Origin of the sequence: Ruminococcus sp. AF37-20 (assembly GCF_003460465.1) — a bacterium.
GTDB lineage: Bacteria > Bacillota > Clostridia > Oscillospirales > Ruminococcaceae > Hominimerdicola > Hominimerdicola aceti.
In genome coordinates this window covers 1-18,621 of sequence record NZ_QTVE01000009.1, presented here as the reverse complement: position 1 = coordinate 18,621, position 18,621 = coordinate 1, and the positions used below count along the sequence as shown (strand labels likewise).

Below are 18,621 nucleotides of genomic sequence, written 5' to 3'. Positions count from 1 at the left end.
GAACCTATCTGTTAGTTATTACCTTGTCGATAAGACCGTATTCAAGAGCCTCCTGAGCTGTCATATAATTGTCACGCTCAGTGTCGATGTTGATCTGCTCGATAGGCTTGCCTGTGTTCTGGGCAAGTATCCTGTTGAGCTTCTCTCTGGTCTTTACCATGTGGTCAGAATGTATCTTTATATCTGTACACTGACCAGAAATTCCGCCGCCTGCGATAAGAGGCTGATGAATGAGTATCTCACTGTTTGGCAGAGCAAATCTCTTACCCTTTGTGCCGCTTGAAAGCAGGAATGAACCCATTGAAGCAGCCATACCCATGCATATAGTTGACACGTCACACTTGATATACTGGATAGTATCATAAATAGCCATACCGGCAGTGATAACTCCTCCGGGGCTGTTTATATATAGGTCGATATCCTTTTCAGGATCCTGTCCCTCAAGATAAAGCAACTGTGCCACTACTACGCTTGCCACTGCGTCATCTATCTGGTCGCAGAGCATGATTATTCTGTCATTGAGCAGGCGGGAATAAATGTCATAGCTTCTCTCGCCTCTGCTTGTCTGTTCCACTACATAAGGTACCAATGCCATAAAATTGCCTCCTTAATCTATTTTCGCCCGCATAAGGTCATGCGGGCGAAAGCATAAATTATCTTACTTTATAACTGCTGCGTCCTTGATAAGGTCAACAGCCTTGCCAACTGCAATATCCTTCTTAAGGTCGTCATCATGGATAAACTGCTTGATCTGGTCAACGTCAAGCTTGTAAGCCTCAGCAAGCTTATCGAACTCAGCCTTAAGCTCGTCCTCAGTTACCTCGATATTCTCAAGCTTTGCGATCTTTTCAAGTGCAAGTCTGAGCTTGACCTGCTTCTCAGCCTGCTCAGCATATGCCTTCTTTACAGTGTCCATAGTCTGACCTGTATACTGCATATAGAGATCAAGTGAGATGCCCTGTGGTGCAAGTCTCTGCTCCAGCTCGCTGATCATCTCGTTTACTCTGTTGTCAAACATGACCTGTGGGATCTCAGCTGTCATGTTCTCGATGACCTTATCGAATATCTTAGCCTCTACCTCAGAATCAGCGTGCTTCTCGTTAGCTTCCTCAAGCTTCTTCTTAACGTCAGCCTTGTATTCGTCAACTGTATCGAACTCTGTTGAATCCTTTACCATATCATCGTCCAACTCAGGCATAACCTTCTTTGATATGCTCTTGAGCTTGATCTTGAATACAGCAGGTGCGCCTGCAAGTTCCTTTACCTGATACTCCTCAGGGAATGTTACGTTGATGTCGAACTCCTCACCGGCATTGTGACCAACGATCTGATCCTCAAAGCCGGGAATGAACTGACCGCTGCCAAGTGACAGTGTGAAATCTTCTGCCTTACCGCCCTCGAAAGCAACATCGTCCTTGAAGCCCTCGAAGTCGATAACAACGTCATCGCCGTTTTCAGCAGCTCTGTCGTCAACTGTTTCAACAGTAACGTTCTTCTCTCTGAGAGCGTCAAGCTGCTTGTTGATATCCTCATCAGTTACAGGATTGACAACTTTTTCAACTTCTATACCCTTATAGTCCTTAACTTCGACCTCAGGCTTTGTGATGCAGGTTGCCTTGAGCTTTACGCCGTTTTCCTTGCTGATCTCAGTTACCTCTACCTCCGGGCGAGTAACAAGTTCCAGACCTGACTCTTCAACTGCGCCGTTTACAACAGGAGCGTACAGAAGATTTACAGCGTCCTCAAAAAATACCTGCTCGCCGTATTCCTTTTCGATAAGCTTTCTAGGAGCCTTACCCTTACGGAAGCCAGGCATAGCGATATTCTTTCTTGCTTTAAGATAAGCTTTCTCTATTGCAGCCTCAAAATCCTCAGCAGAGATCTCGATCTCAAGCTCGTACTTATTGGTTTCAACATTGTTTGTAGCTTTTAAACTCATTTATTATTCCTCCATTATATAAATGTATCTTATACATTATAGCACAAATATATTGTCATTTCCAGCATTTTTTTATAAATTGTCACTTTGCACAATTTTCGTTATGTCCAATGGGTCAAAATGCAAGAAATCACTAGCTATAAGCCGATATTCCACTCCGTCACGAGTGCCGTTTATTGCATAAGCATGGGCTCTTCCGTGAAGGTGTCCGTAAAAACACTTTTTTATGCCGTATTTATGAAGCACTTCAAGCATATCATAATTGCAGCTATTGCCGAAAAGCGGCGGATAATGCAAAAACACCACAGGCTCTAAGCCTGCCTTTTGCGCAGACTCGATCGAGAGCGCAAGTCTGCCTGCTTCCCTTGCCAGAACCTTCTGATCCGCAGGCTCGCCGTTATCGCTTATCCAGCCTCTCGTTCCGCATATGCCGTAGCCCTCATAGCTGTAATGATTATTATGCAGGATATTTATGGTATCAAAACCGTTTTCTGTGAAAAATTTATCCATTTTGTTCTTGGTGTTCCACCAATAATCGTGATTGCCCTTGGATATTATTTTTCTGCCGTTAAGCTTGTTTATAAACTCAAAATCCATTCTGGACTGTTCAAGGCTCATTCCCCACGAGATGTCACCCGGTATCACCACGGTGTCCTCGGGACGAACTTTGTTCTGCCAGTTTGTTTCAAGCTTTGTCACATAGTCAGACCAGCCGCCGAATATATCCATTGGTTTATCTGTACCCAGCGACAAATGCAAGTCGGCAATGGCAAATAGGCTCACGGTTTTTCCTCCATTCCAGAAACTTCATGTATTATCCTAATCACTCATGCGCATACTACTTTTGCAGCAAAAAGCTGCGGAAGGAGCGATGTACAAATGGAGAAGGATAGAATTTACGGTATCCACTGCAACGTAGACAAATGCGTTTACAACAGCAACAACTGCGAATGTACCGCAGGCAAGATCAACGTAGGCTGTACCTGCACCGACCCTAACTGCTGTGACGAAACAGAGTGCAAGACATTCAAGGCAAGAGGCTAATTCCCCTTACCGTGGTCAGTGGACATACGCTGTGCGCTGACCTCCGCCCGACAATAGTCGGACGGGTACATAAAGGCTGCTGCCTTAGATACCCAGAGCCGAGTAGATGTAGTCCTTCATATCAGCCTTGTCGATCACCTTTGTGAATCTTACTTCCTTATCCTTAAGCGCTGCAAGTGAAGCAGGAACAGGTATCTTTGAAACCTCGGCAAGCTCGTCAACAAGACCGAACTCGTCAGCGTTTGTATCCTTACCGATAGCTGCGAGAACAGAACCTGAGAACTTATATGGGCTTGCTGTTGAAGCGATAACAGTCTTTGTCTTGTCGCCTGTAGCAGCTGCATAGTCCTTGTATACCTTTACTGCAACGGCTGTGTGAGTGTCGCAGGTGTATGAATACTCGTCATAGATCTCCTTGATGCAAGCCTTTGTCTGCTCATCGTCGCAGCAGCCCGCATAGAACTCGTCAGCGATAGCCTTCTTCACTTCGTCTGTTACCTCATATCTGCCTGTCTTAGAAAGGCTGCCGAACCACTCTCTTATCTGAGCGTCATCACAACCACTAAGGTGATAGAGAAGTCTTTCAAGGTTTGAAGAGATAAGGATATCCATAGAAGGTGAGATAGTTGTATGGAACGGACGATTTCTGTCATAAATACCTGTCTTTATAAAGTCTGTGAGGACGTTATTTGCGTTTGAAGCGCAGATAAGCTTATTAACAGGAACGCCCATATGCTTTGCATAATAGCCTGCGAGGATATTACCGAAGTTGCCTGTTGGAACAACTATATTTATCTTGTCGCCAAGCTCGATCTCGCCATCAGCAACAAGCTGAGCGTATGTAGATACATAGTAGATTATCTGTGGTGCAAGTCTGCCCCAGTTGATAGAGTTTGCAGAAGAGAACATCATGCCGTTCTCAGCAAGCTTGTCGGCAGTTTCCTTGCTTGTGAAGATAGTCTTAACACCTGTCTGAGCGTCGTCAAAGTTGCCCTTGATAGCGCAAACGCCGACGTTGCCGCCCTCCTGAGTTGTCATCTGCTTTTTCTGCATAGCTGAAACGCCGTCCTCTGGATAGAAAACGAGTATCTCTGTACCCTCAACGTCCTTGAAGCCCTCGAGAGCAGCCTTACCTGTGTCGCCTGATGTAGCAACGAGGATAACCACCTTCTTGTCAACGCCAAGCTTCTTGATAGAAGTTGTGAGCAGGTATGGAAGTATCTGGAGAGCCATATCCTTAAATGCACAAGTTGGACCATGCCACAGTTCAAGCATATAAGTGCCGTCAAAAAGGTGAGCAAGCTCTGCAATATTGTCTGTGTCGAAATTCTTTGTGTTGTAAGCACCCTCTACACAGTAGCGTATCTCAGCCTCTGTGAAATCTGTGAGGTACTTTGAGAAGACGAAAAATGCTCTCTCAGCGTAGCTTTTTTCGCCAAGAGCCTTGATTTCATCAAGTGTTATGGCAGGTATCTCAGACGGTACGAAAAGACCGCCGTCCTCAGAAATGCCCTGTGCTATCGCCTGTGCAGACGAAACCTTTACTTCGCTGTTTCTTGTACTTTTGTAAAACATAAACAACAACCCTTCTTGTTTTAGATGTCCGACAGGTGTCGGCTATTTACAGACCATACGGTCTTTACTTCATGCTTGCGTCGAAAGCGTTCACATAATATCTCAGCTTTTTCACCTTGCCACCCTCAGTTTCAACTACCGCAACGTCAAATCTGCATTGCAAAGGCTGTGCAGCATTTTGCAAATAAGCCTGCGCAGTTCTGATGATGAGCCGCTGTTTTCTAAGGTCGACAGCTTCCTCCGCTGAGGTCATAGAGCCTATGGTTCTTGTTTTCACCTCAACAAAAGCTATGGTATCCGCTTTCTCTGCGATTATATCTATTTCACCGCCTCTGACGGTAAAATTCCTCTTAATTATCCCATACCCGTGTCTTACAAGAAAGCCGCAAACTGCGTCCTCCCCGATATTGCCCGCCTTTCGCCGCTGGGTATGGTCAATGCCCGTTTTTCTTTGCATAATACTTTTTGAGAAAACTCATTCTATGTATCCCGCAAGGGCCATACCGGTCTATCATCTCATAGTGGAGCTTTGTGCCATAGCCCTTATGCTTCTCAAACCGATACTCGGGATAAAGCTCAGCCATTTGCTCCATATATCTGTCCCTTGCGACCTTTGCAAGAATTGAAGCCGCCGCCACTGCCTGACTTTTAGCGTCGCCCTTTACCACCGCTATGGCAGGACATTCAAGCCCCTCAGGGGTCTTATTGCCGTCTATAAGGCAAACGTCAGGCTTTGTATCCATATCCTCCACCGCTCTTTTCATTGCGAGCATTGCGGCGTTAAGTATATTTATATCCTCTATCTCTTCCACTGTTGCGGTCTGTATAGAAAAGTCAACTGCTTTTTCCATTATCTCATCAAAAAGCTCTTCACGCTTTTTCGCTGTCAGCTTTTTGCTGTCGTTTATCCCCTCTATGACTGTGTCCTTATCAAATATCACAGCCGCAGCAAAAACATCTCCTGCAAGAGGACCTCTGCCAGCTTCGTCGCAGCCGCACACCACGTTATGATCTTTTCTTATCTCGTTGTCAAACTCACTGAGCGTCATATCAATACCCCTTTGGCTTTTCAAGAGTAAGTCTGCCGAGAGTACCGTTTCTGAACTCGTCCATAACTGTAATGGCTGCCCTTTCGGTATTTATCTCTCCGCCAGAAACTAAAAAGCCACGCTTTCTGCCTATTCTTTCAAGAAGCTCAAAGCCTACCACACAGCCGATAGTTTCCTCGTCAGCAGGCTCTATATCGTCTGTTCTTATGCCGTAGCGTTTCTCGATAAGCTCAGGATAGTTCTCTTTCAAAAACTCCAGCAGACGGCAGGCAAGATATTCCATATCCATAATATCGTCCTTGACCGCACCTGTAAATGCGAGCCTTTCGCCAACAAGCTTATCCTCAAACTTTGGCCACAGCACGCCAGGCATATCCAAAAGTTCAAAGCCCTCGTCAAGCTTCACCCACTGTTTGCCTCTTGTAACGCCTGGTCTGTCCTCGACTTTTGCAAGCCTTGACCCTGCAAGTCTGTTTATAAATGACGACTTGCCAACGTTCGGTATACCGACTATCATTATTCTTATAGGTCTGCCAGACATACCCTTGGCATTCCATTTCTCAATATCGTCCTTTAAAAGCTCTTTGAGCTTTCCATAAAACTTGCTTACGTTCTTGCCGCTCCGACAATCTGTAGCAAGAGCAGTTATTCCCTGTTTTGCATAATAGTCCAGCCACATTGCCGTTACCTCAGGGTCGGCTGAATCAGCCTTGTTGAGAAGCACGAGCCTTGGCTTTGAGCCTACGATACGCTTCATTTCAGGGTTTCTGCTTGAAAACGGGATACGAGCGTCAGTTATTTCCACAACTGCGTCCACAAGCTTCAGGTTTGACGCCATAATGCGGCGTGTTTTTGCCATATGTCCAGGAAACCACTGAACGTGAGATACTTCGCTCATATCTTCCTCCTTACTCTAACTCAATCTACCTTACCAATGCCCTCGTCATTGCCTGCCGCAAATCGAAACAGAACTCTGCCGACTATCTCGTCATAAGGCACATATCCTATTACACGGCTGTCTGTGGAATGATTTCGGTTGTCGCCCATTACAAAGCAACATCCCTCAGGCACTTCATATTCATAAACTTCACTTTCTTTATTATAGTATCTTTCATCAAAATACTCGTCATCAAAGCTGCCGTCGCACTTAATATAGCTCTCATCAAGCACTGCTCCGTTGACCTTGACTACAGCCGACTTGTTGTCTATCTCGACCTTTTGCCCTTCTACGGCAATGATACGCTTGATTATCCTATTGTCAAGAACAGACGAGTTGACCACAACTATATCCCCCTGCTTTGGCGTATAAAGCAGTTTTGATATAACAAGAGAATCATTTTCAAAAAGAGTGTCCTGCATTGACTGTCCTTGTACGTTGACTGTTCTGAACACAAAAGTAAAAACAAGCACGACCACGAACATTGCCATGACTATTATCTCAAGAAAGTCGAACAGATTATCGACAGCTCTTTTGCCCTGCTTTTTCAACTTACCTTACCAAAGCTGTCAAATGGATAAAGCCTTAAAACCGCCTTGCCAAGCACGTCGGAGGGGTCGATAAAGCCTATCCGTCTGCTGTCTGTGGAATTATTTCTGTTATCACCCATGACGAACAGCTTGTCCTCAGGCACGTCATACTCAAAAACATTTTCTTCCACTTCATATTTCTCGTCAAAGAGGTTAGTGTTATACATAGCTTCCCTGATATTGTCATTTGAAATGACCTTACCGTTTACTGTAACGGTGTTGTTATTATAATCAACGACAACCTTATCTCCGCCTGTGCCGATAACACGCTTGATGATAGTTTTGCCGAGCTTTTCGCTGTTGATAACAACTATATCGCCCTTTTGGGGTGTATAATTTATGTGAGTGATTATAAGTCTGTCCTGATCCTGCAAAGTTTCACGCATAGAAGGGCCTTGAACAAGAACTATCCTGAAGAAGAAAGTAAATGTCAGTATCACCACAAACATAGCGAACACGAAAGACTCAGCCCATTCAAAGACCTCGTCCATAACATTCACGGGCTGTTTTTCCTTTAGGTCGTCAGGAGCGGCTTTTTTAGCCTTGTCAATATCCTCCTGAGAAACGTCGCCGAATTTTTTATTATCGTCCATAAAAGCCTCGATCCTTTATCCAAAGACGACAAAAGCCGTCAAACACTCATATAGATTTATTATAGCAAATTTCAAAACAAATTACAAGGGGGTGAGGAAAATTTCTTTGAGATAGGGGGAGCGGAGGGTTTAAGTGAGGAATGAGGAATGAGGAATGAGCATAGCTGAACAGAGTTGTGCACAAGCACCGAGCGCAGCGATTTTGCGGCATGACAAACTCTCCCGAATAATCTGTAGGGGCGAACAGTGTTCGCCCGTGCTCAGAATTTGCCATAATTCTGAATTGTAGATGCGGTGGGATAGTTATTACATCTACCGAACAATGTAATAATCAGGGTTTGCTACTTCGACAGGCGAACAGCGTTCGCCCCTACACATACATCGTGCAGATATGGCAAGTACAGCAGCCCCCCTACAGGAACTTTGACAGATCAACATTCATGGCAAAGTCATCATACCACGACAGATCGCAGCCTTGTTTGTTCTTGGGCTTTGCCGCAGCCTTTCTCTTTGAATCATCGTCAAGCCAGCCTGAGATTATGCGGTATGGGTCTGTACAGTGCTTTCCCTTGGAAAACAGCCATTGAGATAATTTAGATATATAGCTCTCTAAAGACAGACCGACAGACCGACACCTGCTTTCAAGCTCGTTATACTGCTCTGATGTGAGCATTACATTTTTATGTGTGCCGAAAGACATGACGACAGACTTCTCTGCCACTGCGTCTTTCTCTCTGTCTTTATCTATAGCTTTATCTATATCTATATCTGTATCTTTGTCTATATCTATATCTGTATCTTTGTCTTTATCTTTATCTATATCTTTATCAGCTTTTTTTGCTTTTTCTGAAAACCTTTTGGTTTGTGAAAAAGCTTTTGGTTTTTCTGCGGTATCATTTATACCCTGAGGTTTTTCTTCTGCATTATCTGCTGATGCAGCTGTCTGCTCAGCTTTTTCATCAGTATTCCCTGACTCATCAGACTTTTTAGGTCTGCCGCCCTTTTTACCGCACTCGCTCCTTTGAGCGCACATCTCTTCCCATGCAATGCCGTCACGCTCGATAGCTGCCCTCATCATAAGAAACGCTATCTTTGCTCCCCCTGACAGCTTTGGTGATTCTCCCCTCTTTGCATAGGCAAACAGCGCCATGACAAGCTCGCCTATCTCTTCGCTGCTGTCAAGCGCCTGAAAAATGTCCTCCCAGTCTTTGTAAAGCATGAACGCTTTGTTGTCTGTGTGAAAATTCTTTGCCATTTTTATCGTCCTTTCTCTGTGGATCGGGGGCAATTATCCCCCTCTACTTATCCCGAAAAAGACCTTTTTTGTTGCATAAAAAATGCAACAATTGCAGAAATGTTGCCAAATTAAAATATAAATCATTTGTTTGCACAAATCAAGTGCTGATATTTTGTGCAATTTGACAATAGGAATTCTCCATAGCCAAAGCGGCAAGGGATAAAAAAAGAGCCGACCAAAGCCGACTCGTTTTTATAGAAAGAATTATCTGATAGCTTCCTTGACCTTAGCTGCCTTACCAACTCTGTCACGGAGATAATAGAGCTTAGCACGGCGAACCTTACCGCTGCGTACAACCTCTACCTTTTCAACTGCAGGTGAATGAACAGGGAAAACTCTCTCGATTCCACAGCCGTGAGCTACTCTGCGGACTGTGAATGTCTCGTGGATTCCACCGTGCTTCTTAGCGATAACTGTGCCCTCGAATACCTGGATTCTGGACTTGTCACCCTCTGTAATTCTTACGTGTACCTTTACTGTATCACCAACATTGATAACAGGTGCCTCGGATTTAAGGCTTGAATTAGAAATCTGCTTTAAAGCGTCCACTTTAAATTCCTCCTTAATATTTTCAGACATTCATTCGCTTTATGGCAGCTATCGCTGCAAAGCCAGAGGACTGCCCGCTTTAATGTCGTGCCTTTCGTTCAAAGGCGTGGCATTAACTCTCGTCGGAAGAACCGACGGTAATTCAAATGCTTTAATATTATACCACATCTCAAAACCTTTTGCAAGGATATTTATATAAAATTTTCGCCGTTTGCCATGAGTATTTTTGTACGTTCTGTATAAATTTCCGATATTTCTATACCATAACGCTCACAGAACGTGTCTATGACTACGTTCACATTAAGATTGAAAGAACTTCCGCAAGGCAGCTTTAAAGTCACCTCAAAGCTATCGTCAAGCTCTTTGCTGTCAAGCACTGTGATATGCGGCTTTATATCCACTAAATTGACGGTCTTTTTCTTGGTTCGCTTTTCTATCTCTATCTTGTCAAGTGCTATGAACTTGCCGAAAAGCTCCGCCACTTCATGTACGCTCTTGTCTGTTTTCAGCCTTGCCACATACTCCGCCGCAGTAATATCGGTATGCTTATGCTCAGGCTTTGAAACGCTCACTATCTCCAGACCGACAGGCGTTTGTGCGTTCATTCGCTCCAAAACCTCGCTGTATGGAATATCCTCAGTGAGAGCAAAGTCCATTATCTCTACCCTGCTGTCAGTGCCAAGGGGCAATGCAAGCGGGAACATTATATACACATGGGGGTTGAAGCCCTGAGTATGCCATATGGGCAGGTGCGCCCTTTTGAACACTCGCTGAAAGGCTCTCATAAGGTCAAGATGAGAAATGTATTTCGCTCTGCCTGTTTTTGAAAATACCGCTCTGTATTCAAATCTCTCCAAGCGGAGATTTACATTCTTCGGCTCAGCGTTTGCCACAGTAAACACCTCCGTATTCGCATTTTATGCCACAGCCTGAACAGCCCTCTTTGCAGTTTCGTGTAGTCACTGCCTGATGTGCTTTCTTGTTCTCACGAACGAAAAACTCGTGGCTCACAAGATAATCAAGGTGCGACCACGGCGCTATCTCGTCATAAGAACGTCTGCGGTGAGCATAGAAGCTTGTATCAAGCCCGCACTCCTCAAATGCTTCCTGCCACTTGTCAGCCTTGAAATGCTCGTCCCAGCCGTCAAGATAGCAACCCTTTTTCCATGCGGTGTATATTGCCTTGCCAAGACGTCTGTCGCCCCTTGCAAGAACCGCTTCCAATATAGATGTATAAGATTGGTGAGTGCTAAGGCGTATCTTACGGCTTGTAAGGCTCTTGAAAAGGTGTTCCTGTTTCTCTTTTATCTCCTCGGGAGTTGCCTGCGGCTCGAACTCGAACGGAGTAAAAGGCTTTGGTACAAATGTTGCAGTAGAAACTGATATTTGCACGCTCTTTCCACGCTTTTCTTTTGGTGTTTCGTAATAAAGGTCAAGGACTTTCTGTGCAAGCTTTGCGATACCCTCAACGTCCTCGAGGGTTTCCTCAGGCAGACCAAGCATGAAATAAAGCTTTACAGTGCTGTATCCGCCCTCAAAGGCAGTGCGGCAGGTACGCATTATCTCGTCCTCGGTGATGTTCTTGTTTATTACGTCACGAAGTCGTTGTGTGCCGGCTTCCGGAGCAAAGGTCAGACCGCTTTTTCTTACGGACTTTATTTTCTCCAAAAGTTCTTCGCTGAAATTGTCTATTCGCAGCGAAGGCAGTGAAAGGTTTATCTGCTCTCCGTCGGTGTATTCCACAAGATTTTCCAAAAGCTTGTTTATCTCAGTATAGTCGCTCGTAGACAAAGACGACAAAGACACTTCCTCATAGCCTGTCTGCTCACAAAGAGACTTTGTTTCGTTCTTTATGGTGTCGATGCTTTTCTCTCTGAAAGGTCGGTAAATAAAGCCTGCCTGACAGAATCGACAGCCTCTTATGCACCCTCTCAGTACCTCAACCACCGCTCTGTCATGGACTATCTGAGTGAACGGCACAACAAAGCCCTCTGGGTAATATACCTTATCAAAATCCTTGATAACACGCTTTTTGACCCTGGCAGGTGCCTCAGGAACGTTTGGCGTGATAGACTTCACAGTACCGTCCTCATTGTAATCCACATCATAGAAAGACGGAACATAAACGCCCTCCAGCTTTGCGGCTTCTCTTAGAAACTCCTGCTTAGTAGGCTTCAAAGGCTTCATTCTCTCGTAAAGTTCAAGAAGCTCCACGTTGACTTCCTCACCCTCGCCAAGAATGAACAGGTCGAAAAAGTCAGCCATAGGCTCAGGATTGCAGGCACACGGACCGCCTGCGATAACAAGTGGTGTAAGCTCAGTTCTGTCCTTTGCAAGCACCGGCACGCCTGCAAGGTCGAGCATTTCAAGCACATTATTATAAGAAAGCTCATACATGAGCGTAAAGCCGATGAAGTCGAAATCCTTTATAGGGTCAAGGCTCTCCAGTGCGTAAAGGGGGATATCATTCTCACGCATGAGCTTGTTATAGTCCTCCTCAGGCATAAAAACACGCTCGCACCACCAATTTTCACGGGCATTTTTCAGACCATACAGTATCTTCATGCCAAGATGCGACATACCCACCTCATAGGTATCAGGAAAACAGAAAGCGAACCGCACGTCCACCTTATCCTTATCCTTTACAACGCTGCCCACCTCGCCGCCGATATACCTTGACGGACGTTGCACTTTAAGCAGCAGCTTTTCTATTTTCTTTTTTAATTCTTCCAAAGTTTTATCCTCCGATATTGAATGTCTGTACTATCTCACCGCACCCAGTAAAGCGAGAGCAATACACAAAGTGAGGTGAAACGGGCGAACACTGTTCTCCCCTACAGATACATAAGCATTTCATATTATTATACCAAATATTTATTACAAAAGCAATAAGCAAAGTGTTAATATATGACTTCAGAGAGGACGATAAAACAGAAAGTTGCGGCGAAAGAAACGCTCACAGTGCCGTGGAGAATCATATAAACCATTGCCGCCGCTGAGAGGAGAATAAACACCGCTCTGAAAAACTCGCAGACCTTGCCGTCCGCCAGCAGGGCGAGTATCCTGCCGCCGTCAAAATAGCGAAATGGCAGTAGGTTTAACACACCAAGCAGAAAGTTTACCTGACAGAAAAAGCCACCACCATTCGCCATATATGACAGCAGGCAGAGAGCAAAATTTACTGCTGCACCACCGAAAAGCACAGCAAGCTCGTGGTATTTAGACAGCTGTTTATTATCAGGAGTAATGCGGATACCGCCGCCATAGACAACAATTTCTTGCGGCGAGCTTCCGAAAGCGGTCATGAGTACGAGGTGACCCAGTTCGTGGAGTGCGCAGCTCACAAGGGTCATGAGCAATTTTTCCGTTTGGGTCGCAGAGCATATCGTCACGAGGGCTATAACAAAGAAAAAGCTGAATGAAATTCCATAAGTCGTATTTTTGATTTTTAGCTTAAACAAGTTCATCACCGAAATATTTATATTCGGTATTTGCTAAAATAATGTGTAGGGGCGAACACTGTTCGCCCGTCGAAGAAATAAACCCTGATTATTACGCTGTTTGGCAAACGTAAAAAACTCCCCTACAGTTCTGAATTTGTACAAGTTCTGAGAACGGGCGAACGCTGTTCGCCCCTACAGATTATTCGGGAAAGGTTCTACTGCCGCAAAATCGCTACGCTCTTTGCTGGTGCTTTGTTTGAGTTATAGAAAAAGCGGTGCGAGTTTTATTTCTCGACACCGCTTTGATTATTATTTAGTTTGGTAGTTTCATTTCCGCACCCCTCTGCACCATATAGCAGAACAAACAAAGTGCATACATTTACCTCGTACTGAAGAGCCACAAGGGTCAGCTATGCCAATTCCTCACTCCTCACTCCTCACTCCTCACTTAAACTTGCCTACAGCATCTTCCTCAAATACTGTCCCGTATAAGACCTGTCGCAAGCCGCAATTTCCTCAGGAGTTCCCGTGCAGACGATAGTTCCGCCGCCGTCACCGCCCTCAGGGCCTAAGTCTATGATATGGTCTGCGGTCTTTATTACATCAAGATTATGCTCGATAACAAGCACCGTATTTCCGCCGTCAGCAAGCTTCTGCAAGACCTCTATAAGCTTATGCACGTCCGCCGTGTGAAGTCCTGTAGTCGGCTCGTCTAGGATATATATAGTTCTGCCTGTGGCTCTTTTTGAAAGCTCTGTTGCAAGCTTAACTCTTTGTGCTTCACCGCCTGAAAGGGTTGTAGCCGCCTGCCCTATCTTCACATAGCCAAGACCAACTTCATACAGTGTTTCAAGCTTACGGCTTATTTTAGGGATAGCGCTGAAAAACTCAACGCCCTCTTCCACTGTCATTTCAAGCACGTCATAGATGTTCTTGCCCTTGTATCTGACTTCCAGCGTTTCACGGTTATATCTCATACCACCGCAGACTTCGCACGGCACATACACGTCAGGCAAAAAGTGCATTTCTATTTTAATTATACCGTCGCCCTCGCAGGCTTCACATCTTCCGCCTTTGACGTTGAATGAGAAACGTCCTGCGCCGTAGCCCTTCATTTTTGCGTCAGCGGTCTGAGCGAAAAGCTCTCTGATATCCGTGAACACTCCCGTATAGGTGGCAGGATTAGACCTTGGCGTTCTGCCTATTGGCGACTGGTCGATATCTATCACCTTATCGAGATGCTCTATCCCCTGCATTTCCTTGAATGCTCCAGAGCGTATCTTAGCACGATTGAGCCTGCCCGCAAGCTCCTTATAGATTATCTCGTTCACAAGTGATGATTTGCCTGAGCCTGACACACCTGTTACGCAAGTGAAAGTGCCGAGAGGTATCTCAACATCTATGTTTTTCAGATTGTTCTGTGTCGCACCGATAACTTTCAGATACTTGCCGTTTCCCTTTCTGCGTGTTTCGGGAACAGGTATCTTCTTCTCACCGCTGAGATACTGTCCTGTGATAGAACGCTTGCACTTCATTATATCGTCAACAGTTCCTGCACACACTATCTCGCCCCCGTGAATGCCTGCTCCCGGTCCAACGTCAACCACGAAATCTGCCGCACGCATGGTGTCCTCGTCATGCTCTACCACTATGAGGGTATTGCCAAGGTCACGAAGTCTTTTCAGTGTGGCGATAAGCTTGTCATTGTCACGCTGGTGCAGACCGATAGACGGCTCGTCAAGTATATACAGCACGCCCACAAGTGACGAGCCTATCTGCGTTGCAAGCCTTATACGCTGGCTCTCACCGCCTGAGAGAGTGCCTGCGGAACGTGACAGGGTGAGATATTCAAGTCCAACGCTTTTGAGAAAGCCAAGGCGTGACCTTATCTCTTTTATTATCTGCTCGCCGATAAGCTTGTCACGGTCGCTTATCTCAAGGTTTTCAAAAAACTCCAGTGCCTTTGCAACCGACTTGTGACAAAGCTCTGCGATATTTATTCCGCCAACTGTAACGCTCAGGCTTTCTTTTTTAAGCCTTTCGCCATGGCAGGCAGGACACTTTTCATCGCTCATATAAGCTTCTATATCAGCCTTTGCCCAATCGCTGTTGGACTCCTTGTAACGTCTTTCAAGGTTCGGTATAACGCCCTCAAACTCAGCCTGATAGTCAGCCTTATAGAACTTGTTGCCACGCTTCAGATGAAGCTTCTGACCCTGCGTGCCGTACAGAAAAACGTCTATAGCGTCTTTGTCGAGGTTTTTAACAGGCTCGTCAAGGGATATGCCGTAGGTTTCAGAGATCGCATTGAAATACATCATTGCGATAGAGCCTTCTTCAAGGCTGTTCCAGCCACTGGCTTTTATCGCGCCCTGTCTTATGGAAAGGTCTTTATTAGGGATAATAAGCTCAGGGTCTATCTTCTTGAACACACCAAGACCTGTACACTTTTCGCAAGCACCGAACGGATTGTTGAAAGAGAACATTCTTGGTGTCAGCTCGTCGATAGATACGCCATGCTCAGGGCAGGCATAATTCTGAGAGAAAAGCATTTCCTCTCCGCCGATAACGTCAACGCCCACAAGTCCCCCTGTAAGCGAAGAAACAGTTTCGATACTGTCGGTAAGACGGGACTTTATGCCCTCTTTGATAACAAGTCGGTCAACGACTATCTCGATAGTGTGCTTCTTGTTTTTCTCTATCTTTATTTCTTCCGAAAGGTCATAGGTTATGCCGTCTATACGCACTCTCACATAGCCCGACTTTCTGGCACGTTCAAGCTCTTTTGTATGCTCGCCCTTACGTCCTCTGACGATAGGAGCTAAAAGCTGAATCTTAGTGCCTTCTTCAAGCTCCATTATCTTATCCACTATCTGGTCAACAGTCTGCTGACGTATCTCTCTTCCGCAGACAGGGCAATGCGGAACGCCTATACGGGCATAGAGAAGTCTGAGATAGTCGTATATCTCGGTAACTGTTCCAACAGTTGAACGTGGGTTTTTGGAAGTAGTTTTCTGGTCTATGGATATAGCAGGGGAAAGCCCCTCGATGCTGTCAACATCAGGCTTATCCATTTGACCCAAAAACATTCTCGCATAAGATGACAGCGACTCAACATAACGTCTTTGTCCGTCAGCGTATATGGTATCGAATGCAAGAGAAGATTTTCCCGAACCCGAAAGACCTGTCATAACAACAAGCTTATCTCTCGGTATGGTAACATCAACATTTTTGAGATTATGCTCTCTTGCACCTTTTATAACTATCTCGTTAATTGGCATTGGTATTCTTTACTCTCCTTTTTCTTTTTTATTCGCAAATTCCTCATTCCTAATTCCTCATTCCTCATTCAGCTACTTCTTCTCACCCTTTAACTCCGCAATTTTATCACGCAAAAATGCGGCGTGCTCAAATTCAAGCAGCTTTGCCGCCTCTTTCATTTCCTTGGTGAGCTTTTCTATGAGCTTTGCAGTTTCCTGCTTTGAAAGCTTTGTTTTCTGCCTTGCTTCGTATTCCACCTCTTCCTTGGTGGATATTTCTATTACATCTCTTATATCCTTGACTATAGTTTTCGGAACTATGCCGTGTTCTTCGTTGAACTTCATTTGTATTGCACGACGTCGCTCCGTTTCGGTGATAGCCTTTTCCATTGAACGTGTCACCGTGTCGGCATACATTATTACCTTGCCCTCGGCGTTTCGTGCGGCTCTGCCTATGGTCTGTATAAGTGCGCTTTCAGAACGCAGGAAGCCCTCCTTATCAGCGTCAAGTATTGCCACGAGAGTTACCTCAGGCAGGTCAAGACCCTCTCTCAGCAGGTTGATGCCAACAAGCACATCGAACTCGCCCAGACGCAGGTCACGGATTATCTCCATACGCTCGATAGTGTCTATATCGTGGTGCATATATCTCACCTTTACGTCAAAGCTTTTGAGATAGTTTGTGAGGTCCTCAGCCATTTTCTTAGTAAGAGTAGTAACAAGCACACGCTGATTTTTAGCTGTGCGCATATTTATCTCGCTGAGCAGATCCTCTATCTGACCCTCAGTCGGCTTGACGATTATCTCAGGGTCAAGCAGACCTGTTGGTCTTATGACCTGCTCCACTATCTGCTGTGACTTTTCCTGCTCGATAGGTCCCGGGGTAGCTGACACGAACACCGCCTGATTAATATGAGAATAAAACTCATCAAAGGTCAGCGGTCTGTTATCCATTGCTGAGGGCAGGCGGAAGCCATAGTCAACCAAAGTCTGCTTTCTTGCCCTGTCGCCTGCATACATACCTCTTACCTGCGGCAGAGAAACGTGTGATTCGTCCACGAAAAGCACAAAATCCTCAGGCAAAAAGTCAAGGAGAGTGAACGGCGTAGAGCCTGCGGGACGTCTTGCAAGCACACGGGAATAGTTCTCGATACCGCTGCAAAAGCCTATCTCCTCCAACATTTCAATATCATAGTTGGTGCGCTGTGCGATACGCTGAGCTTCGATAAGCATATCGTTGTCTTTGAAATACTTGATACGCTCGTCAAGCTCCTGCTTGATCTCTTCGATAGCGTCGTGCATTTTATCACGGCTGACGATATAATGTGACGCAGGGAAAATAGCGGCATGGGCAAGGGAGCAAAGCACCTCACCGGTCACCACGTTTATTTCAGTAATACGGTCTATCTCATCTCCGAAGAACTCCACTCTTATGGCAGTGTCTGTAGAATTTGCAGGGAATATCTCCACCACATCTCCCCTGACACGAAACTTGTTTCTCACGAAATTTATATCGTTTCGCTCATACTGGATACCCACAAGGTCAGCGATAAGCCTGTCACGGGATTTCTCCATACCACGGCGTATAGACACGACCATGGACTTATACTCCTCAGGGTCACCAAGGGAGTAGATACAAGAAACGCTGGCGACGATGATAACGTCACGGCGTTCGGCGATAGCGGAGGTAGCGGAATGTCTGAGCTTATCTATCTCGTCATTAACGGAGCTGTCCTTTTCGATATAAACGTCCTTGCTAGGCACATAGGCTTCAGGCTGATAATAGTCATAGTAGGACACGAAATATTCCACGGCATTGTTCGGAAAAAACTCCTTGAACTCAGAGCAAAGCTGAGCGGCAAGTATCTTATTATGGGCAAGCACGAGCGTTGGACGGTTTATCCTAGCAATAACGTTTGCCATAGTAAAGGTCTTGCCGGAACCTGTAACGCCCATAAGGGTCTGCTCTCTCATGCCGCTTTCGATACCCTTTACTAAAGCGTCCACTGCTTCGGGCTGATCACCTGAAAGCTTATAATCTGAAACAAGCTGAAACTTATCCATAAATGCCTCCTCAATCGAACAGTTGTTTTACTTATTATATTACATTTATTTTTAATTGTAAAGGCTTTTTTATCAATATTTTTTGAATTTGCGTATATGTACGATTTTTCGGACTGGTATTGTTACTCAACCTGCGGTATCAGCTCGATGTATGTGTAGGGGCGAACACCGTTCGCCCGTCGAAGAAACAAACCCACGGTAACAACAAGGTTCGGCAGCAAAAAATTCTCCCCCACAATTCTGAATTTACAGCAAATCCTGAGCACGGGCGAACGGTGTTC

At 45.4% G+C, this 18,621-nt stretch carries 17 protein-coding genes; 1 reads left to right on the top strand and 16 read right to left on the bottom strand.

The genetic code is table 11. The annotated features are described in order from the left end of the window. Positions 1-4 precede the first annotated feature (4 nt). The 3 genes from clpP to DW015_RS07320 form a co-directional block, all read right to left on the bottom strand. The gene (gene clpP / locus DW015_RS07330; RefSeq protein WP_022286703.1) at positions 5-595 is read right to left on the bottom strand and encodes an ATP-dependent Clp endopeptidase proteolytic subunit ClpP; all 591 of its coding nucleotides are present in this window, start codon (positions 593-595) and stop codon (positions 5-7) included. Positions 596-658: 63 nt separating this feature from the next. Continuing rightward, positions 659-1,939, bottom strand: a complete 1,281-nt coding sequence (gene tig, locus DW015_RS07325; protein ID WP_117856357.1) for a trigger factor — start codon at positions 1,937-1,939, stop codon at positions 659-661. A gap of 72 nt (positions 1,940-2,011) precedes the next feature. Further along, positions 2,012-2,722, bottom strand: a complete 711-nt coding sequence (locus tag DW015_RS07320; RefSeq protein WP_117905176.1) for a metallophosphoesterase — start codon at positions 2,720-2,722, stop codon at positions 2,012-2,014. 96 nt (positions 2,723-2,818) lie between these two features. On the opposite strand from DW015_RS07320, the gene DW015_RS07315 reads away from it, so the two are divergent. Then, positions 2,819-2,983: a DUF1540 domain-containing protein gene (locus DW015_RS07315; RefSeq protein WP_117856355.1), complete on the top strand. Its 165-nt coding sequence runs from the start codon at positions 2,819-2,821 to the stop codon at positions 2,981-2,983. 84 nt (positions 2,984-3,067) lie between these two features. Here the strand turns inward: DW015_RS07315 and thrC are convergent, their stop codons facing one another. The 13 genes from thrC to uvrB all read right to left on the bottom strand — a co-directional run bounded on the left by thrC (position 3,068) and on the right by uvrB (position 18,340). Beyond that, the gene (gene thrC, locus DW015_RS07310) at positions 3,068-4,558 is read right to left on the bottom strand and encodes a threonine synthase (RefSeq protein WP_181979872.1); all 1,491 of its coding nucleotides are present in this window, start codon (positions 4,556-4,558) and stop codon (positions 3,068-3,070) included. Positions 4,559-4,622: 64 nt separating this feature from the next. Beyond that, entirely contained in the window at positions 4,623-5,015 is a 393-nt protein-coding gene (locus tag DW015_RS07305) for a YraN family protein (protein WP_117905174.1), read from the bottom strand. Next, the gene (locus DW015_RS07300; protein ID WP_117905173.1) at positions 4,993-5,607 is read right to left on the bottom strand and encodes a ribonuclease HII; all 615 of its coding nucleotides are present in this window, start codon (positions 5,605-5,607) and stop codon (positions 4,993-4,995) included. The genes DW015_RS07305 and DW015_RS07300 overlap by 23 nt, the downstream gene beginning before the upstream one ends. Before the next feature lies 1 nt (position 5,608). After that, on the bottom strand, positions 5,609-6,505 hold the full coding sequence (gene ylqF / locus DW015_RS07295; RefSeq protein ID WP_022286696.1) for a ribosome biogenesis GTPase YlqF: 897 nt from the start codon (positions 6,503-6,505) through the stop codon (positions 5,609-5,611). Between the two features lie 20 nt (positions 6,506-6,525). Then, on the bottom strand, positions 6,526-7,095 hold the full coding sequence (gene lepB / locus DW015_RS07290; protein WP_117897463.1) for a signal peptidase I: 570 nt from the start codon (positions 7,093-7,095) through the stop codon (positions 6,526-6,528). Then, on the bottom strand, positions 7,092-7,727 hold the full coding sequence (gene lepB / locus DW015_RS07285) for a signal peptidase I (protein WP_117905172.1): 636 nt from the start codon (positions 7,725-7,727) through the stop codon (positions 7,092-7,094). Before lepB (DW015_RS07285) ends, lepB (DW015_RS07290) begins: the two co-directional genes overlap by 4 nt. 412 nt (positions 7,728-8,139) lie before the next feature. Beyond that, positions 8,140-8,982, bottom strand: a complete 843-nt coding sequence (locus DW015_RS13425) for a DUF6291 domain-containing protein (protein ID WP_181979871.1) — start codon at positions 8,980-8,982, stop codon at positions 8,140-8,142. A 246-nt stretch (positions 8,983-9,228) separates the two neighbouring features. Then, a complete protein-coding gene (gene rplS / locus DW015_RS07270) occupies positions 9,229-9,573 on the bottom strand; it encodes a 50S ribosomal protein L19 (RefSeq protein WP_117905169.1) in 345 nt (114 codons plus the stop codon). 191 nt (positions 9,574-9,764) lie between these two features. Continuing rightward, on the bottom strand, positions 9,765-10,466 hold the full coding sequence (locus DW015_RS07265; protein WP_117905168.1) for a TIGR03936 family radical SAM-associated protein: 702 nt from the start codon (positions 10,464-10,466) through the stop codon (positions 9,765-9,767). Next, entirely contained in the window at positions 10,453-12,306 is a 1,854-nt protein-coding gene (locus tag DW015_RS07260) for a TIGR03960 family B12-binding radical SAM protein (protein ID WP_117905167.1), read from the bottom strand. Before DW015_RS07260 ends, DW015_RS07265 begins: the two co-directional genes overlap by 14 nt. A gap of 167 nt (positions 12,307-12,473) precedes the next feature. Then, on the bottom strand, positions 12,474-13,034 hold the full coding sequence (locus DW015_RS07255) for a peptidase M50 (RefSeq protein WP_147338146.1): 561 nt from the start codon (positions 13,032-13,034) through the stop codon (positions 12,474-12,476). Between the two features lie 440 nt (positions 13,035-13,474). After that, the gene (gene uvrA, locus DW015_RS07250) at positions 13,475-16,297 is read right to left on the bottom strand and encodes an excinuclease ABC subunit UvrA (RefSeq protein ID WP_117905165.1); all 2,823 of its coding nucleotides are present in this window, start codon (positions 16,295-16,297) and stop codon (positions 13,475-13,477) included. Between the two features lie 72 nt (positions 16,298-16,369). Continuing rightward, entirely contained in the window at positions 16,370-18,340 is a 1,971-nt protein-coding gene (gene uvrB / locus DW015_RS07245) for an excinuclease ABC subunit UvrB (RefSeq protein ID WP_022286687.1), read from the bottom strand. Positions 18,341-18,621: the final 281 nt, after the last annotated feature.